At 58.6% G+C, this 19169-nt stretch carries 17 protein-coding genes; 4 read left to right on the forward strand and 13 right to left on the reverse strand.

Annotated elements, in window-relative coordinates; genetic code table 11:
• Window positions 1-86: 86 nt before the first annotated feature.
• Window positions 87-6836 (forward strand): CLIPPER-2 domain-containing protein, encoded by a 6750-nt coding sequence (locus ACSEXS_RS09610; protein ID WP_438432933.1) that lies wholly within the window; start codon window positions 87-89, stop codon window positions 6834-6836.
• Window positions 6833-8149, forward strand: a complete 1317-nt coding sequence (locus tag ACSEXS_RS09615) for a COG1361 family protein (protein ID WP_438432934.1) — start codon at window positions 6833-6835, stop codon at window positions 8147-8149. Before ACSEXS_RS09610 ends, ACSEXS_RS09615 begins: the two co-directional genes overlap by 4 nt.
• 94 nt (window positions 8150-8243) lie before the next feature.
• Here the strand turns inward: ACSEXS_RS09615 and ACSEXS_RS09620 are convergent, their stop codons facing one another.
• The 6 genes from ACSEXS_RS09620 to ACSEXS_RS09645 form a co-directional block, all read right to left on the reverse strand.
• Entirely contained in the window at window positions 8244-8687 is a 444-nt protein-coding gene (locus ACSEXS_RS09620; protein ID WP_438432935.1) for a hypothetical protein, read from the reverse strand.
• Between the two features lie 46 nt (window positions 8688-8733).
• Entirely contained in the window at window positions 8734-9084 is a 351-nt protein-coding gene (locus ACSEXS_RS09625) for a hypothetical protein (protein WP_438432936.1), read from the reverse strand.
• A gap of 17 nt (window positions 9085-9101) precedes the next feature.
• Complete coding sequence (locus ACSEXS_RS09630; protein WP_438432937.1) at window positions 9102-9527, reverse strand: zinc ribbon domain-containing protein; 426 nt, start codon at window positions 9525-9527, stop codon at window positions 9102-9104.
• A 160-nt stretch (window positions 9528-9687) separates the two neighbouring features.
• Window positions 9688-10677 (reverse strand): GNAT family N-acetyltransferase, encoded by a 990-nt coding sequence (locus ACSEXS_RS09635; RefSeq protein WP_438432938.1) that lies wholly within the window; start codon window positions 10675-10677, stop codon window positions 9688-9690.
• Window positions 10674-11609: a carbon-nitrogen hydrolase family protein gene (locus tag ACSEXS_RS09640; RefSeq protein WP_438432939.1), complete on the reverse strand. Its 936-nt coding sequence runs from the start codon at window positions 11607-11609 to the stop codon at window positions 10674-10676. Before ACSEXS_RS09640 ends, ACSEXS_RS09635 begins: the two co-directional genes overlap by 4 nt.
• A 132-nt stretch (window positions 11610-11741) precedes the next feature.
• Entirely contained in the window at window positions 11742-12662 is a 921-nt protein-coding gene (locus ACSEXS_RS09645) for a helix-turn-helix transcriptional regulator (protein WP_438432940.1), read from the reverse strand.
• A 93-nt stretch (window positions 12663-12755) separates the two neighbouring features.
• Between ACSEXS_RS09645 and ACSEXS_RS09650 the strand changes: the two genes are divergently transcribed.
• Window positions 12756-13247: an effector binding domain-containing protein gene (locus ACSEXS_RS09650; RefSeq protein WP_438432941.1), complete on the forward strand. Its 492-nt coding sequence runs from the start codon at window positions 12756-12758 to the stop codon at window positions 13245-13247.
• 168 nt (window positions 13248-13415) lie between these two features.
• Here ACSEXS_RS09650 and ACSEXS_RS09655 read toward each other — a convergent pair whose 3' ends face one another.
• Entirely contained in the window at window positions 13416-13727 is a 312-nt protein-coding gene (locus tag ACSEXS_RS09655; RefSeq protein ID WP_438432942.1) for a putative quinol monooxygenase, read from the reverse strand.
• Window positions 13728-13754: 27 nt separating this feature from the next.
• Window positions 13755-14150: a VOC family protein gene (locus tag ACSEXS_RS09660; RefSeq protein WP_438432943.1), complete on the reverse strand. Its 396-nt coding sequence runs from the start codon at window positions 14148-14150 to the stop codon at window positions 13755-13757.
• A gap of 149 nt (window positions 14151-14299) precedes the next feature.
• Here ACSEXS_RS09660 and ACSEXS_RS09665 point away from each other — a divergent pair, with 149 nt between their 5' ends.
• The gene (locus tag ACSEXS_RS09665; protein WP_438432944.1) at window positions 14300-15271 is read left to right on the forward strand and encodes a MerR family transcriptional regulator; all 972 of its coding nucleotides are present in this window, start codon (window positions 14300-14302) and stop codon (window positions 15269-15271) included.
• Window positions 15272-15303: 32 nt separating this feature from the next.
• On the opposite strand, the gene ACSEXS_RS09670 is transcribed toward ACSEXS_RS09665, so the two are convergent.
• From ACSEXS_RS09670 to ACSEXS_RS09690, 5 genes are all read right to left on the reverse strand, one after another.
• Window positions 15304-15558: a GNAT family N-acetyltransferase gene (locus ACSEXS_RS09670; protein WP_438432945.1), complete on the reverse strand. Its 255-nt coding sequence runs from the start codon at window positions 15556-15558 to the stop codon at window positions 15304-15306.
• A 54-nt stretch (window positions 15559-15612) separates the two neighbouring features.
• Window positions 15613-16116: a GNAT family N-acetyltransferase gene (locus tag ACSEXS_RS09675; RefSeq protein WP_438432946.1), complete on the reverse strand. Its 504-nt coding sequence runs from the start codon at window positions 16114-16116 to the stop codon at window positions 15613-15615.
• A 162-nt stretch (window positions 16117-16278) separates the two neighbouring features.
• Entirely contained in the window at window positions 16279-17070 is a 792-nt protein-coding gene (locus tag ACSEXS_RS09680; protein WP_438433123.1) for an ABC transporter permease, read from the reverse strand.
• Between the two features lie 32 nt (window positions 17071-17102).
• Window positions 17103-17891, reverse strand: a complete 789-nt coding sequence (locus ACSEXS_RS09685) for an ABC transporter ATP-binding protein (protein WP_438432947.1) — start codon at window positions 17889-17891, stop codon at window positions 17103-17105.
• 54 nt (window positions 17892-17945) lie between these two features.
• Window positions 17946-18944 carry an ABC transporter substrate-binding protein gene (locus ACSEXS_RS09690; RefSeq protein ID WP_438432948.1) on the reverse strand — a complete coding sequence of 333 codons (999 nt, stop codon included), beginning with the start codon at window positions 18942-18944 and terminating at the stop codon, window positions 17946-17948.
• Window positions 18945-19169: the final 225 nt, after the last annotated feature.

The following is a 19169-nucleotide window of genomic DNA, read 5'->3' on the forward strand; positions in this document are numbered from 1 at the left end:
TTGCTCGGTTTTCGGAAAAATTCCCTTAAGGACAGGCAAAATTCGCCGCCGCCTACGTATAGTTTATCAGCTAGGGCCGCTATTTTTTGAATGTTCCCCGACGGGAGGTGAAACAAATTCCGCTCATCGTCCGAGCAACCGTCAACGCTACCGGTGCCATTACGTTTACAGGGAACACCTTGGGACTCTCGCGTTCCGAGGTGTCCGGCGTTCCGGGTACAGCGGACAGCATAGGTGCGTTTACGACGATAAATACCTCTCTGCGCTATGGCACATATCCTATTGGCACGACCGACAATTATTTGCTCAACAGCTCGTCCGCCATTCTCACCCTGCCCGCCGGGAGTACCGTTCTCTACGCCGAGCTGATCTGGGGCGGAACGTATGTCAACGGTTCGACCAATCTGACGTCTGCCATCAACAACTCCGTCCTCTTCACGCTGCCGAACGGAACAACTTCGGAGATTTCTCCGGACTCCGCTACCAGCAACCAGTTTGACTTCGGCAATGGTGCCCTGGGGTACGTCCGCACTTCGAATGTAACGACCTTGGTTCAACAAGGCGGGGCGGGAACGTACACAACGGGGCGTGTGGTGGGAACCCTGACGATCACCAACGATTCCACGGCCAACCACGCGGGTTGGACGCTCGGCGTGATCTATCAGAACCCCAATTTGCCGTTCCGCAACATGTCTTTGCGTGCCGGCGCCGTATTGGTTCAGGCCAATTCCAGCGCCGTGACAACGACGCTGACAGGCTTCTCCACGCCGGTTTCCGGCGCCTTGGGCGGCCGTGCCCTGTTCAGCGCTCAGGAGGGCGATGCCAACCGGACGGGGGATCAGGCTCTGTTCGGCGCCACGACGTCGAGCCTGGTCGCGCTGTCGGGTACCAACAACTTCGCGAACAACTTCTTCGCTTCCCAGATTAACAACGATGCCGGAGCGCTGGATACGACCGGCACCTTCGGCACCCGCAACCAGACCAACGGTGCGCCCGGCACCAACATCTCCGGCGGCAGACAGGGTTGGGATATCACCAACGTGGACATCTCGGCCAGCCTGGTCAATAACCAGACCTCGGCCGTCCTACGCCTGACCACCTCGGGCGATGCCTATGCGCTGAACGCCAACGCCATCCAGGTGGACATCAATGCGCCGAGGGTCAGCGTGGTCAAATCGGCCAATGTCACCGGAGCGCTGGTGGGCGATACCATTCGTTACACGGTTACGATCAGCAATACGGGGACCGCCAGCACGACGGATACCATCTTGACCGATCCTCTTCCGAACGGGCTGACCTTCGTCGCCGGCAGCGTCACCGTTGGCGGCATTCCCCGACCCACCAACGATATCACCGCCGGCGTGCCTATCGGCACGATCGCTCCAGGCGCTTCCTCCACCGTCGCATACAGCGCCCGAGTCGCATCCATGCCCAGCCCTCAGTTGGCGGTCAATACTGCGAATGCTTCGTTTTCCTTCCAGAGCGTGGCCGGCGGTCCGGTGACCAACGCCACCATCCCGTCGAACAGCGTGACCATCCCGATCTACTCGCCCATCCTGACCCTGGTCAAATCGGCCAATACCGCCAATGCGACGGTGGGAAGCACCGTCACCTACACGATTAACTTGACCAACTCCGGGAACATCGCCGCGACCACGACGGTCACCGACCCGATTCCCGCGGGCACCGCCTTCGTTCCGGGGAGCGTCACCGTGAACGGGAGCACCGTCCCCGGAGGAAACATCGCCACCGGGGTGCCCGTCGGCTCGATTCCTTCCGGCGGCACGTCGACCGTTACGTTCCAGGTCGTCGTTCAATCCCTGCCTTCGCCGCCGCAGCTTGCCAACCAAGCCTCCGCCGCCTACACCTTCACGGTGCCGGATGGACGAACCACCGCCGGCTCTGCGGTTTCCAACACCCTCACCATTCCGGTCGCCCTGCCGAATGTGACGGCAGTCAAGAGCTCCAGCGTTCCCGATACGGCCGTCGGGGAAACTTTCACCTTCTCCATAGCGGTAGCCAATAACGGCATCGCCTCGGTGACCAATGTGACGCTGACGGATACACTTCCCGCCGGCGTCGTCCTGGTGGCCGGAAGCGTTACGGTGGGCGGCGTGGCTCAGCCGTCGGCGAACCCGGCTTCGGGCATCGCCATTGGCACGCTTGCGGCGGGAAGCTCGACGACCGTCGCGTTTCAGGTGACATCCTCTTCTCTGCCGACGCCGGCAACCTTCGCCAACCGCGCCTCGGTTGCTTACAGCTCCGGAGCTTTCAGCGGCGTCACGCTGTCCAATACCGTGACCGTTCCGGTTTATCAACCGATCCTCAGCGCGGCCAAGTCGGTAGACCGCACGGTGGCGACGGTAGGCGACACGATCACTTACACGGTATTTGTATCCAACACCGGAAACTTGGCCGCACAGACCACGTTGACCGACACGGTTCCCGCAGGCACAACCTTCGTCCCCGGAAGCGTCACCGTCAACACCGTTTCCGTTCCCGGAGCGTCCCCGATTACCGGCATCCCGCTCGGGTCGGTGGCTCCCGGAAGCAGCGTTCCCGTCACCTTCCGGTTCGTGCTGAACACACTGCCCAACCCGCCGCGGCTCATCAACCAGGCGACCGCCGCTTATTCGTTCCAGTTGCCCAGCGGCCGCAGCTTCACCGGATTCAGCGTACCTTCCAATACGGTGAACATTCCGGCCACCTCGCCCAGCGTAGGCGTCGTCAAGTCCGTCAATCGCACCACGGCGACCCTCAATGACATTCTGACGTATACGACGGTTGTAACCAACAATGGAGCCCAAGCTGTCACGAACCTCGTTTTCTCCGACAGCCTGCCCGTCGGGGCCACGTTCGTTCCGGGGACCGTCACGGTGGCCGGAGCCTCCAGGCCGACGGCGGACCCGGCAGCGGGCTTCCCGCTGGGCACGCTTGCCGTGGGAGCCGGCGTCACCGTCGTCTTCCAGGCGCAGGTGACCTCGGTGCCGGCCAGTACGCCGGCGATCCTCGCCAACCGGGCCAATGTCGGCTTCACCTCGGGAGCGCTGACCACGTCCGCCTCTTCGAATCTGGTGAACACCTTCGTCAACTTGCCGGTCATCACCAACGGGAAGACCAGCAGCGTCGGCAGTGCGACCGTCGGCGACACCTTCACTTACACGCTGACGGTCAGCAACACCGGCAATTATCCGGCAGACGTCACGGTGACGGATGCTCTGCCGGCCTCCATCGTTTTCGTGCCGAACAGCGTCATCGTCAACGGCTTTCCGAATCCCGGCGCGAGTCCGCTTACGGGAATTCCGCTCAATACCGTATTCGCCGGGGACGTCAATACGATCAGCTTTTCCGTTACGGTAGTCTCCCTGCCGAACCCCCAGCAGACGGTAAACCAGGCGAATGCCGCTGTCACTTACACCTTGCCGGACGGACGGACGATGAACACCGTTGTCGTATCGAATCCTGCTACCGTTTCCGTCTCTGCGCCCAATGTTTCGGTAACCAAGAGCAGCAATGTCCCCAATGTCGTGAGCGGAGATACGGTGACGTATACCGCTGTCATCGCCAATCATGGCGCAGCCCCCGTCAATAACGTGGTGCTGAGCGATATGATTCCGACCGGAACCGCATTCGTCACCGGCAGTGTAACGGTAAACGGCGTCCCTGCGCCGCTTGCAAATCCCGCTTCCGGCATTCCAATCGGGACAGTAGCATCGGGTGCTACTGCGACCGTAACCTTCGAGGTGATCGTGAGCATGCCCGTTCCACCCGTGATTTCCAATCAGTCTACCGTCGGCTTTACGTCCGGCGCCTTCTCGTCGTCCTCCATGTCGAACATCGTGAACACCCCTGTCACCCAACCGGTAATCGGCCTCGTCAAGACGGCAAGCACCGCCAACGCTTCCGTCGGGGATACGATTGTCTACAGCATCGCCGTGACCAACAGCGGCAATGTCGCGGCCACAACTACGGTCGCGGACTCGATTCCCGTCGGAACGACCTTCGTTCCGAACAGCGTCGTGGTCGCCGGGACCCCGGTCCCGGGTGCGGACCCCACCGCCGGAATCGCTGTCGGCAGCATCGCGCCCGGCGCTTCCGTGCTCGTTACCTTCAGCGTTGTGGTCAGCTCGCTGCCCACCCCGCAGGTCTTGACGAACCAAGCCAGCGCCTCCTATACCTATGTGCCGCCCGACGGACGCACCCTGACCGGCACGTCTGTGTCCAATACGCTCAGCTTCCCGGTCTCGGCCCCCAACCTGGCTTTGGCCAAAAGCACGACAACGGTCAACACCGCCATCGGCGACGTTATTCCCTATACGATCACCGTGACCAATACCGGTATCGAGGCGGTCACCAACACGGTGGTCGTCGATGCACTGCCCGCCGGTACCACGTTCGTCGCCGGGAACGTCACCGTCGGCGGTACGCCGGTACCCTCCGCATTTCCGCCGTCCGGCATTCCGGTCGGGACCATTGCAGCCGGTGCCTCCATTCCTGTTACTTTTAATGTAACGGTGCAGTCGCTCCCCGTATCCGGACAGCTCAGCAACCAATCCACGGCCACCTTCACGTCCGGGGCCTTCTCCGGAACGGCACAGTCCAATGTCGTGACGACGCCCGTCAACCAGCCGATCATCACCGCCGTCAAGTCGGCGGGCGTTCCGACCGCAACGGTAGGGGATACTCTGAATTACACCATCGTCGTCAGCAATACGGGGAACTACGCGGCTGCCGCTACGGTTACCGATACGATTCCCACCGGCACCTCCTTCGTGCCCAACAGCGTCATCGTCGGCGGCATTCCGAGGGCCGGCGCCTCGCCGGTCACCGGCATTCCCGTCGGGCCGGTTGCTCCGGGCGCTTCGGTTTCGGTCACCTTCTCGGTGCTGATCGAAACGCTGCCGACGCCTCAGCAGCTGCTGAACCAAGCTACGGTGAGTTACCAGTTCACCCTGCCGGATGGGCGCCCCTTCTCCGGTACGATCTTGTCCAATACCGTCACCGTCGGTGTCACCGCGCCCAATGTAGCGGTCGTCAAGAGCTCGACGAGGACGGCGACGACGGTCGGCGACACGATTGCCTATTCCATTTCGGTGACGAACAACGGCCTGACGGGGATCAGCAACGCAATCCTGACCGACCCGATCCCGCCGGGCACGGCTCTTGTGCCGGGCAGCGTGACGGTCGGCGGCTTACCGCAGCCCACGGCAAATCCGGCCACCGGCATCCTCATCGGCAGCATTGCCCCCGGTACTTCCGTGACGGTTGCCTTCAGCCTCCACGTTGCGTCGGTACCGACTCCGGCAACGATCGACAATCGCTCCTTCGTCAGCTTTACATCCGGCGCCTTCTCGGCGACCGCTTTCTCGAATACGATCAGCATTCCGGTCTATCAGCCGGTGTTCACGGTCGCCAAAAGCGTCAGCAGCCTGAATGCCACGGTAGGGGATACCATCGTTTATACCTCGGTAGTGACCGACTCCGGCAATTACGGCGCTGCCGTGACCTTGACGGACCTGCTGCCGGCCGGAACCACCCTCGTACCCAACAGCGTCATCGTCAACGGCGCCGCCGTACCCGGAGCCGATCCCGCCGCGGGATTGTCGCTTGGCGTCGTCACGCCGGCAGTTCCCGCGACGGTCGTGTTCTCCGCCGTTATCACCTCGCTGCCTCCATCCCAGCAGCTGGCGAACCAGTCCACGGTCGCCTACAGTTATACTTTGCCGGATAACCGAACGTTCTCCGGCACAGCCGCCTCCAACACGGTCGTCACAGCCGTATCGTCGCCCAATGTGACCGTCGTCAAGAGCTCGACCTTCACCGCCGCTACCGTCGGCGACGCGATCCCATATACCATTCTTGTTACCAACGCGGGCATCGCTGCGGTGACCGACGCCGTACTGTCCGACCCGCTTCCCGCGAATACCGCCTTTGTGCCGGGCAGCGTCACCGTAGGCGGAACCCCGCTGCCCAATGCCAATCCGGCAGCGGGCATTCCGCTCGGCGGCATCGCTGCCGGTGCGACCGTCACGGTCACCTTCAGTGCCAACGTGACGTCGCTTCCGGCCGCCGGTACGGTCAGCAACTCTGCCGTCGTCAGCTTTACTTCGGGAGCCTTCACGGGTACCTCGACGTCCAACAAGCTCGTCACCCCCGTGTATCAGGCCATTCTGGCGGTTGTCAAGGGAGCGAACGTATCGGTCGCCACGGTCGGGGATACCGTGGTGTACTTCCTGAACCTGACGAATACCGGCAATATTCCGGCTACGGTTACGCTGAGCGATCCCGTTCCGGCGGGAGGCGATTTCGTTCCCAATTCCGTGATCATCAACGGTGTGCCTCAGCCGGGAATCGACCCCGATCTGGGAATTCCCGTCGGAACCGTTCCTCCCGGAGGAACCGTTACCGTCACGATCACCCTGCAGGTGACGATCGACGCGCTGCCGTCTCCGCAGCAGTTGGCGAACTCCGCGACGGCCACGTTCTCCTATCTGCTTCCGGATGGAAGAACCATTACCGGGTCAATTCCCTCCAATACGGTCGTCATCCCGGTCTCGGCTCCGGACGTCACCGTGGTCAAGAGCACGCCGGCGGTTGACGCAGTAAGCGGCGACACCATCACCTATACGATTGTCGTCACGAACAACGGCATTTCGGCGGTCAACAACGTCGTGCTCATCGACCCGATTCCGGCGGGCAGCACCTTCGTACCGGGCAGCGTTACGGTGGGAGGAACGCCCGAGCCCGGCGCCAACCCGGCGACCGGTATACCGATCGGCTCGATCCCGGCCGGCGGCTCCGTCACGGCGACCTTCCAGGTCGTAGTCTCGTCATGATCAAATCGCTGGCGGCAACGGACGCTCTGATGAACCAATCCCGCATTCAGTACAGCGCGGGAGAAACCCAGTGGATCGCCTATTCCAATACGATCAGCACCCCGCTCGTCGGGCCGGTGATCACGCTGGTCAAAAGCACCTCCGTCACCATGGTCACCCCGGGGGTTCCCGTCACCTTCTCCGTCGTCGTCCGCAATACCGGCAACCGGGCCGCCCAGGTGGTTCTGTTCGATTCGCCGGAGGAAGGCACCGAATTCATCGCCAACAGTCTCCACCGGGACGGCATCCCCGTCCCGGGTGCCGACCTGGCGACCGGGCTGTCGCTCGGTCTCCTGGGACCCGGGCAGGCGACTCAAATCACTTTCCAATTGGTCGTGCCGGTCCCACTGCCGAGCGGAACACTGGAAAACCAGGCGCTCGCCCGCTACGTTTTTGAAGCGGGGGGTGGACGCGTCGTAACGGGAAGCGCCCGGTCCAACCTTATCGCTATCCCCATCGACCCCATCAGTAAGCCGGATATTCGAGTCGCCCTGAATGTTAACCAGACCGGTACTACGGTGGGAGCAATCCTGCAATACACCGCCGTAGTCGTGAATCTGGGCAACCTCTCGGCAGATGTCGTCCTGCTGGTTCGAATTCCGGACGGAACCGTCTTCGTCCCGAACAGCATCCGCATCAACGGCGTCTTGCAGAGCGGCGGATACCCCGCCGGCGGAATCGCGCTCGGCACACTGCTCCCCGGGCAGCAGGTGACGGTCACCTATGAGGTGACGGTCTTGAGCCTGAACGCGGTGTCCCCGGGGCAGTCCTTGCAGAATCAGGCGGAAGCCGTCTATACGTACCGCGCGTCCGATGGAAGTATCGTCACCTCGACCTCGCCGGAATCCAATCCGGTGTCCACGACGGTGTATGCTCCGGTGATTGTTCCTCAGGTGAGCGTGTCTCCGTCTGTCGTCGAACCGGAGGATGTGATCCATTATGTCCTCGTTCTGACGAATTCCGGTAACCTTGCCGCCGAGGTAACCATCGGCCGGTTCCTTCCTCGGGACACGAGGCTTGTGCCGGGCAGCATTCGAATCAACGGCGTTCCCGCCCCCGACCCCGGAGGAGACGGTCTGTTGAGACTGGGTTCGATAGCGCCTGGCCAGAGCATCGAAATCACATTCGATGTGATGATAAGTCCGTTTATCATGACGACAATCCTAGGGGGAGATTACGTCGCTTCCTATTCCTATGAGCTGAACGGGGTGCTTTACCGGGGAGAGGCCCGATCCAACGCTTATACCATCGTAGTGGAAACGCATGATGAATGAATGGGGTTCACAAAAGTCGGCAGGGAGGCCATTGGCCTCCCTGCTTTCTCGTTGTGTCAATGGGATTCCTTCATGCAGCAGTCCCGCCGCGCTGCTAGGAACCATACGTGATGCGGATTCCGTGAATAGCTTTTTTTCGTTTGAAGGCATCGGCTGCCGCAGCGGTTACTCGGATAGACGTTCGCCCCGTCCACCGCGCCTCGAAGGTTTCTTCAGAGACATAGACATTTCCGGTTGCCGTGCTGCGCAGCTCCGTTTGGTGAGGCAAGAGAGACAGGTGATAGCTGAAGCCCGTCGTGGCTCCGCAATTTCTTCGAAAGACGACCAGGTCATCTCCCCCAAACGGCTGAGGTTCGCGAACCAACGTCTCATTTTCGCACATATCGGATGCGGCGATTTGTCCGAATGCATGCAGGCTGAGCAGGATGAAGGCAGGAATACTGATGATGATCCCCACGCTCAGCAGGAGAATCCAACGCTTGGTCCGTCTGCGAAGACGGTCCATCCCTTCATCGATCAACCCGTTTCCGGAAGCCATGGTCTCCCTCCTTTTCTCGACCTCGGTCGGCGAGAGTGCCACCGCTTTATCGTAAAGCATCATTGTCCTTGCTATATTGGAGTTGATGGAAGTGGTAGTCCTCGTTTCCCTTTTTGAAGTAAGAAGCAAAATACTCCCGATCCTTCTCGATCAGATTCCAAATGATCGGGTCTTTCACGACAATCTTGAACATCTGCCGGTTTGGACTATTCGGGTCGTAAGCCATGACCCAACTGGTCCGGTAATCCGACGAATGTTGCTTCTCTGTCACGATTATCATGGATGCCGTAGAGGTCCTCATCTGTCCAGGCTGCTCATAGACAACGTACAAGAACAGCAGAAGGCCGCCCCCCGCCGCAATCAGGAGCATCCGTTTGGATCTTGTCCAATTTCCCATCTTGCCCTCCATATCGGTTATCCGCCAAACAGCACATCCAGCGCCGTTCCCAGTCTCCCCGCCGGTTTTCCCCGCAGGACACCAGGATCATAGACTTCCACGAATCCGCAGTTCAGGCAGGAGACGAACAGATAATGATGATGCTGAATATCGAACAGTTTGCTGAGTCCCGTTCCAGTCATAGCCGCTTCTTTCACGTCGCAGGCCGAATGACCGCACTTGGCGCATCGAAATCTCTCGATGATCTCTTCCTCCAGCAAAAGCGCTCCTCTTCCATCATTCCGCTCTTCGTCATGCCATTCTTCGTCCAGCCGCAACCCGCCTTCCTCGGATGCTTCTCCCTCGAAGGGATTCAAGTGATCCTCCAATACTTCCTGTCGGCATTCGGGACACAATTGATCTACAAGCACGACGCGGTGATGGCACCAGGGGCATTCGATCATCCAGCTCATCCTTTCATTCGAACCCTTTTTTCTTTTATTATATCAGGATATGTAAGTTCTGGTAGAGCGGCCTTCAAGAAGCCGGTTAGCCGACGACAAAAAGACCACAAGGCATCGCCTCAAGGTCTTCTGGTCTTCGAAACTTCCAAGAGAACCGGACTTAACGATCAAGCCGCTTGGTCAGGTAAAGGGCGATATCGTCGTCTATCATTACGCTCTCACCCCAACCGACATATCGCTCCCCGTTGTAGATCCCTTTGCCGTCCGGGATATAGCCGCGTTGGACGTACAGTCGCTGGGCGTTGCCATAATCCGCAAAAAGCCCGACTCCGATACCGGCGACAGCGGATCGCTCCCGAATGATCTCCTCGGCCCGATCCATCAACCTGGACCCAATTCCCCGGCGGCGGAACTTCTCCAACACATTGAAATCGTTCACTTCCGGAATTCCCTGGTCCCGGAACGATTCGTAATACGAATTCCAAAGCACGTTGACATAGCCTGCGAAAACGCCATCCCATTCGGCAATGAGGGCCACTCGTTCACCCCGCCGTTGTTCTTCCAGATATCTTTCATATAGCTCGATCGGTTTGTTCCAGCCCTGTTCTTCAAACGCTTTGGAGATGCTAACGGGATCGCTGTCAGCCATCTCCCGGATGAACAGGCTCATGTGTGATTCTTCCTTCTGTTCAAGCTTGATTGTATCGGCTTCGTAGATTTTGCTTATATCCCCTGAGGGGTGATACCCTTGCCCGATATGCCGCCAGTCATACTTCTCGTAGTAGTTCGTGTGGTCGGTGCAGAGGTAGAGCTTGTCGAACCCCAAACTCCCCGCTTCCCTTCTTCCATGCTCGAGCAGATCCGCCCCCAGCTTATTTCCCCTCCTCTCTTCTTCAATGTATAAAGCGCAGAGATAGGGAAACAGGTCCCCCCTGCTGACAAAGTCATTCGTGATCAAGCCGAAGCCTCCGATAATCCGGTCCGCTTCCATCATTAAATAGAACCGGGGCAAGGGGCTGGCGGTGGTCAAGCTGTGAAGCATACAGTCGTGATAGATCCTCTCGTCGATTCCCCACCGCTCTGAGAAATACCGGACCGCCTGGGGGAGTAACTCCGGATTTTCCCTTACTCCCATGATCGTGGTGCTCATTGTGCTTCCTCTCCTTCTCGGGGAGATTGTACCCCGTCCGTTGCCCGTATGAAGGGCTCTTCGACTTTCTCGCTTAACAAACCTATATAGGCCCGTACTTTGCGGAACGTATTTCCCATCATTTCTCTGCTCCGGTAATTCCGCATGGAATCCAGATCAAACGTCGCCGGGAAAAGCCCCTCCGTCCGGTTATCCGCAAGGAGGATCGTATTGTCGACCGACTTCCCCTGGTCATCCCAAACCACCGGGCTAAACGCGCAAGAGTTTCCGGCATTGTCTCCGGGCGGATTGGCCATGACGATCCCGACCATATTCTCATAGGCTCGGGTGGACAACGCCTGTACCCGATGCCTCATGCTCTCGCAATCATTGGGAACGAGGATGATTTCCGCGCCCTTCAGCATGAGCATTCGGGCGCTTTCCGGATATTCCCGGTCATAGCAAATCATCACGCCCAGCTTGATCCCGTCAAAATCGCATACTTTAAATTCCGTGCCGCTTTCCAGCACCCGCTCCGTGGCAAAATCGCAGGTATGGACTTTGCTGTATTTCAGCAAGACCTCTCCGCTCCTGCCGATCACAAAAGCCGAATTTTGCGGGCGCCGAATTCCTTTCGTAAACCCGGTTATCACGATGCCGATAGACAGTTCTTGGGCGAGCTGCCGAAAAGCTAACAGATAATGGCTGTCATCGTCTATTGCGGCATCGCACCAGGCTTTATACTCGGGGTGGTTCTCGATATCGGCCAACGGCAAGTCGGTTTCGGCAATATCCGGAAAAGCATACGCCGTAATCCAGCATTCCGGAAATAAAACCAGGTCTGCCCCAAGCGCTTTCGCCTCTCTTACATAGTTCAAGCCAATTTCGGTATTTCGTTTGGGATCGGGAAGGATCGAGTTGGATTGAACCGCTGCAACGGTAAAGGTGCCCATACGTTCATCTCCTTTTAGATCATGCGGCTGAGGTCCAACGAGAACTCCGGTTTCGTTCGGTATTCCAAATACCGAACATGGCCGGTAAACCGTTTCATCCGATTCCCGAAATTCTCCTCCTCGCAATCCTTCCTATTCATATCTCTGCAGAATGCGGCGGACGTACGCTTGAAAGCCGGCGCGCACTTCCGGCGGTCCCAGCACTTCGCATTTGTTCCCGAAGGCAAGCAGCTTGTCGTAGCCGAACGGGTTCGGGACGATGGGATAGCTCGCCAGGCAGGTTTCTTCCCCCCACTCCAGGATATGGCTCTCCCCAAAGCGCTCGATCACTTGATCGGCGACGGAGCGGTCGACGCGAACCGTGACCTCCACCCTTTCCCGGCTCATCCAGCCGGTGCCATCCATGGACAGCGGGGTAAAGTCCCGCGGGGTAAAGCGATCCGGCGACACCTGCAGGCCGCTCATCCGCGCCAATTTGAAGACGCGGGTATCCGCCCGATCGACGCAATATCCTTGCACATACCAACGGCTCTCTTTAAAGACCACCTGGTAGGGCTCGACCTTGCGGGAGCTCATCCGCCCGTCCCGGTCCACGTAATCGAAGACCAGATACCGCCTTTCCTCCATCGCGGTCTCCACCAAATTAAGCCCGTTGCGCAGCGATTCGTTGCCTTGGCTCAAGCTTAGATCGATGGCATGCTTCTCGCCCGCCGGCTCGCCGCCGCTCTCCCGTTGGAGCGCTTGCAGCTTTTCCAGAACGTAATTCAGTTCCTTTTGGCCAAAAAGCTGACGATAGCTCTTCACGCTGGTCAACAGGGTCTGAATATCCGAATGGGACAGGAACGACTTGTCGAGCTTGAAGGATTTCACCAGACCGACGCCTCCCGTCGCTCCGGATTGCGTGAAGATGGGCAATCCGGCATACGTCAGCGTATCGATGTCGCGATAGATGGTTCTACGACTGACTTCCAGCCGTTCCGCCAATTCCCGCGCGCTGATGACCTCATGCTCCAACAGAATCAGGATCAATGCCACCAAGCGGTCGATTTTCATGCCCAGCCTCCTTCATGTATGCCATATTGCTGTCAACGTTGATCGACTATGCTGAGAGTGCAGTTCCCATTCCGCCATGAGGAGGCCTATCCAATGACCAACTACCGAATCGAACAGAAGCAAGCCTTTCGAAGCATCGGGTTCAAAACCGTTCTTGCCGAAGGGACCGCTATCCACGATCCCCGCTATTCCAGCCTGAAGACGGCGTTTTTCAGAAGCGTGCTGGAGAATGGACAAATCGCCGGCCTTCGCCCTTATGCCGACAGTCCTTACGGGTTTGCCGCGGTTACGGAAGAAAACGGACAGATTATTTATTGCGCGGGGGTCTTGGCATCCCAACCCGAGCCTGAGCAGGCGAGCGAAGTCCGTTTTCCCGCAGGCGATTATTTGGTTTTATCGGGTAAGGGAGGATTGTCTCGATTAGCCTTCGATAAGCTGGAGGACCAAGCCTTCGGGACCCTGCTCGCCGGCGATTTCGACTATGCTTATTCGGGCGCGCCGATCGCGGAAGTGCTGCTGAATGGAAATCCGACGGACGCCGAAGTGGAAGTATGGATTCCGGTGCGGAAGCGGAGCATCAAGTAGCCCGCGAGTCAGGAGAAACTTGACAGATGCCCTTACGGGCGGGAAAGCGGTTCCCAATCGGGAGCCGTTTTTTCCGTTCCGGTCTGCCCGGTGTGCGGCGCGAACTAACCCAGCCCGGACAAATCTCGTTGGAGCCGAGCCGGGTCCCTATTCGCGGTTTCCGTCTCCCTATGCCCGCCGCATGCCTTTGCCTCCGACAGGCTGCAGCTTGATCTGCTCCACTCCGGCGATAAGCGGTCTGGCTTGTCCGATCAAAGCTTGGGCCTGCTCCAGAGCCAAGGAGGCTTGATGGGCCGCAGCATCGGTCCACAGCTCCGTCACCCATACGCCGTTAGGGTCGTCAACTTGCAGATTCACGAGATACAGCTCGCAGCCTTCGACCGTATCCATGCCGCCCGCGGCCTCCAGCAGGAGCTTCGCCAGTGCGTCCCGTTGGCCTTCTTGCGTACGAAATTTGGTATAGAGTCCAAATGCCTGCATATTCATCTCTCCTTGGGGGATTGGCTATTAGAAGACCAATTCGCAATCGGAATGCTCCCAGACATCAAACAGGTTGCCGTCCAGGTCTTCAAACGTAAAGAATTTCCCGTAATGGCCTTCATCGCTCAGGCTTCCTACCTTCACTTCGGACGCTTTCAAATCACGGTGCAGCGAGACGATATCGTCGGTAAAGAACGTGATGACCCATCTGTTCTTGCCGTTCACCTGGAACACCGCCCGGGATTCATGGTCGGTTTGAATGAGGTCCAGAATGGGACGATTTCCTCGAAATAGACTCAAGTACCCTTCGCGTTCATGGCGAACTTGAAAACCGAAATGCTTTCCGAACCAGTCGGCTGATTTCTTAATGTCCGTCACGGGCACGACCGTGTAGGCGATCCCGAGTATTCTTCCTTGGTCCATGTGTAAACCTCCCGCGCTTCGATTCTCCTGTGCTTCCATTGTACCAGTTGCCCATGGGCGATGGTACCGGAGACCTGTCCGAATTCCCCCTTGACTCGTCACTTGCGTCGTAGTTTACGATACAGGTATCACTTAGGGGAGGGATTGGCTTGTCCGAAGAATTGTGGAAGGTTCGGGAAGTATCCTTGACTTACGGAATCACCACCCGTGCGCTGAAATATTACGAGGAAGCGGGGCTCATCCACAGCATTCGCGTGGAGGATTATGCGTACCGCTGCTACGACGAGGAAGCGATCCGCCGCATAGAGCAGATTCTGGTGCTGCGCAAGCTCGACATCGGCATTAAGGACATCCAGCGTATCTTTCGCTCGCCCGGCGCGGCGGCGCTGATCGAGGTGCTGGAAGAGAAAATCGGCAGGATCGACCACGAGACGGCTCTTCTGCGCAGCTTGCGCGGATTGGTATTGTCGCTCATCGATCAGCTTGCGGAAGAAGGCAGTAGCCAAGAGCCCGATCTTAAGCTGCTCTACGAAAAAGCGAACGGAGTCGGCCACTTCATCGAAGGCTATCGCGAGGCCGACAAGGAGCAGCCGGTCCGGCGGCTCATCGAAGCGGCGGAGAAGCTGGAGAAGCTGCCGGATATTCGGATCATATCCCTCCCTTCCCTACGGATGGCGCGTTCCGGGTCACGGGGCTTGGAGGCCTTCGACAAGTGGTTCAGCCCGATTCGCGTGCCGCAGAGCTTGTTTCCGCGGGACTTTATGTGGTTCAATCCCGCCCTGAACGATTTTGAATGGCTGTTTGCCATTCCGGAAGGAATGACGGATACGAATGGCTTCGAGGTATTCGATTTTCCGGGCGGCCTCTATGCGGCGGCAGTCGCCTTCGACGACGACGATATCAACCGGGTCAATCGGCTGGTGCACCGCTGGGTGGACGAAAGCGGGGTGTACGCGGCTTCCACGCTGGAAAACGACGAGTTCGAGCGGTATGACATGGGGCATATCATCGGCGCGATGCACTTCGCAGACGGGACGGTCAAAGAACAGATGGACTTGTTTATCCCGATTGTCAAACAACCGCCGCACGCTGCTCCCTCTATACCGACATCGGATACGTAAGCCCGTTCCCGTTCAAACCGCCTTTTCATAAGCTACTTGCCCGCGCCCTCGACGGAAAACAGATCGCATAGTTTAACAAATCCCAAGCTTATCGCCAATCTTGCAGATGCCACATTGCCATTCTCACAAGTCCAGATCGGGACTAAGCCGTTCTTAACGACATGCTTAAGATAGGCCGCGCATACGACTCGGGCATACCCTTGGCGTCTGTAGCCTTCCAAGGTAGCTATCCCCGGCTCAGCAATCGTCTCGGGCCCCTGATCAGAAAAGGATTGTCCCTTTCCCATGCTTGCAAAAAGAAGAGAAGCTTCAATACGCTTCTCTTCTTCCCTGCGGCTCCTCTATTTACCCAAGTGCGACCCAAGCTTCAGCCAATAGGAGAACTCATCCGTTTCATGCGTATGCTCAAAACCAAGCTTCTTCAATACGCGGATGGAGGCGGCGTTGTCCTTCTCCGTTTCGGCGGTGACGCCTGCCGCGTTCATCTCCTCGAGCGCCCAACGGACAAGCCGTCCGTTCCCCTCGGTGGCAAAGCCTCGTCCCTGCCGGTCATCCGCCATGCCGTAGCCGATTTCGACATAGCCGTTGTCGTTGGGCTTGCCTTTGAACAGCGCCCCGCCGACGACCGTGTTGTCGGATTTATCATAGAAGGTCCACGTCCTATACCAGATCAGGTCTTCCCTGGCAAACGACCCCTCATCCGCCAATGCCAAATGGCGCTTGTAAAATTGACTGAAGTCGGCGGCCAATTCATCGCCAAGCTCAGCCGACCGGCACATGGCTTCATAGGTATCGCATACCAGGACCAGACGTTCCGTAGTCAGTTCAAGTTCAGAATTCCCCATAAATTCCCCTTCCGGAAGCGATTCGTGCGGGATCATACTTCCGCACCCGCTTGCCGGTACATAGGGAAGATCCGCTGTCCCATTAAACATACTTCGCTGCCGAATTCGAGTCAATTCCTTCTATTCCTATAATAAAATTTCCCGCAAATGTCTCCCGGCCCCTTAATTCGACCGGATCAGCCGCTTCTCCAGCCAGGCCACGGCTTGATACATCAGCGTCGCGACGATGGCGATGAGGAACAAGGTCCCGAGCACCAAGGTGAAATTGAACACCTGAAACCCATATACGATCAGGTATCCCAGTCCCTGCTGGGAAACCAGGAATTCGCCGACGATGACCCCGACCCATGATAGGCCGACGTTCACCTTCAGCGTCGAGACGATGGCCGGATAAGCCGCCGGCAGGATCACCTTGCGGAACACCTGGGTCCGGGTTCCGCCGAAGAGCTGCACCACCTTGATGTAGCCGGAATCCACCTCGCGAAAGCTGGCGAAGATGACCAAGGTGGTGATGATGACGTTCACGGCCAGCGTCGTCCCGATGATCGACAGCATTCCCGGGCCGAGACCGACGATGAAGAGCGGACCGAGCGCCACCTTCGGCATGCTGTTCAGCACGACGATATACGGGTCGAGCACCCGCTCGACGAACGGCGACCACCAGAGCATAACGGCCAGCGCCGTTCCGAAGACCGTGCCGAGGAAGAAGCCGATCACCGTCTCCGTAACCGTCATGCCGATGTGGGGAAAGATCGAACCGTCCCGGGTCATATCGGCGAGCAGGCCGACGATCTTGCTCGGATAGCTGAACAGAAGCACGTCGATCGCTTTGGTCCGGCCCGCCCACTCCCATGAGCCGAAGAACAGAATGAGAATCGCCAATTGCGTCAGCCTCACCTGGAGCCGATGCCGCCTGCGTCCGGCCAGGTAAGTCTTATGGGTCTGGAGCGTCAGGTTCAGCTTGTCGCGCTCCTTGCCGATGATGATCACGACGCTCCCTCCTTGCCGTCGGGGTCTTCCAGCTCGCGCCAGATTTCGTGGAACAACGGGTGAAACCCGGGAAGCTCCCTCGCCTCGATCGGACTCGCCCGGCGGATATTCTCGGGAATCTGCAGCTCATGGCGAATCCGACCGGGATTGCGGCCCATGATCAGCACCCGATCGCTCATGGCGACCGCTTCGGAGATGTCATGGGTCACGAGCAGCGCCGTCTTCCGGTGCGTCCGCAGGATTTCCAGGATCAACTCTTCGAGTTGCAGCCGCGTCTGATAATCCAACGCGGAGAAGGGCTCGTCGAGCAGCAGCAGATCGGGCTCGGTCGCCAGCGTCCGCACGAGGGCGACCCGCTGCCGCATGCCGCCCGAGAGCTGGTGCGGGTAACTGTCCCGGACCTGCAGGAGCCCGAGCTCGTCGAGCAGATGCAGAATCCATTTGCGCCGGGTTGCATCCGCCTTGCCACTCAACTCCAGTCCGAGCATGACATTGTCATGGATGGTCCGCCAAGGGAAGAGGTAATCCTGCTGGAGCATGTAGCCCACCCGCGGAGACAGCTTGCCGCCCGGTTTCCCCGCAACCCGAACCGTGCCCTCCGTCGGACGGATCAAGCCGGCGATGATCGACAGTAGGGTCGTCTTGCCGCAACCGCTTGGGCCTACCAAACTGACAAATTCGCCCGGGTGGACCGCCAGGTGAATATCGTCCACCGCGAGCGATGCCCCCCGGTCGGTCACATAGACATGAGTGATTCCGTCCAGGAGCAAAGAAGGTTCGCTCAACGCCTCATCCCCTCCTTTTACGGCAAAGCTGCGTTCACCGCTTATTTCGGCGGCTTACGGATGTTCCTTCATGGCCTTTTCGGCAAAGGCATTGTCGACGAGCTTCTGGAAGTCGGCCCGGGTCTTGAGCTCGCCGGCCTGCTGCATGACGTCCTGCAGATTGTTCCACTCCGCTTCATCGATCTCCGGATTCTGCGCGTAGGTTTCCTGCTTCTTGTAGCGCTCGACGGCACTCTCGATAATTTTGCGGTCCGTCGAGGGGAAATAATCGGCGATGGCGTCGACGATCTTGTCGACGGGCTGCTCCTGAACCCACCGCTGCGCCCGGTAGATGGCGTTGGTGAATTTCTGCGCGGTCTCCGGATGCTTGGTCAGGAAGCTTTTCTTGGCCATGAACACGGTATACGGCAAGTGGCCGCTTTCCACGCCGAAGGAAGCGACGACGGTCCCTTTGCCTTCCTTTTCGAACACCGAAGCCTGCGGCTCGAACAATTGAACGTAATCGCCGGTGCCGGACGCGAAGGCCGTAGCAATATTGGCGAATTCGATGTTCTGAATCAGCGTCGTATCCTTATGCGGGTCGATGCCGTGCTTGCGCAGGGTGAATTCGCCGGCCATCTGCGGCATGCCGCCCTTGCGCTGGCCGAGGAACGTACTCCCCTTCAGCTCGTTCCAATCGAACGTCCCCTTGTTCTTGCGGGCGACCAGGAAGGTCCCGTCCGTCTGCGTGAGCTGGGCGAAGTTGATCACCGGATCATCCGAGCCCTGCTGCTCAACGTAGATGGACGTCTCGGAGCCGACCAAGCCAACGTCCACGACCCCGGACAGAATCGCCGTCATCGTCTTATCTCCGCCCGCCGTCGTCGTCAGCTCGACATCCAGGCCCTCATCCTTGAAGAACCCCTGCGTAAGCGCGACATACTGCGGCGCATAAAAGATCGACCGCGTCACCTCGCCGATCTTCACCTTGGACGCTTCCTTTTTGCCGCAGCCGCTGAGCGCAAGGGCCAGCGCCAGAACGGCGAACGTGCCGATTTTGATGCCTCTGTTCATCCTCATACCTCCCCTGTCACTCTGGCTAACGACAGTGTATGCGCCTATAGGCGAATAGGTCCCATTCGGAGAGCCTGGGCGAACAGCAAAAACCCCGGCGCCCGCATCTCCTTGTCGGAGAACGTCACACCGGGGATTCAAGCAAGGGTTGTCTTAACAGGGCAGATGCCAGTCCGCCAGCCGCTTCACGTCAACTTAGCTTACGGGCTAATGCGGCTCCGGGTA

Source organism: Gorillibacterium terrae, assembly GCF_051594785.1.
Lineage (GTDB): Bacteria > Bacillota > Bacilli > Paenibacillales > NBRC-103111 > Gorillibacterium.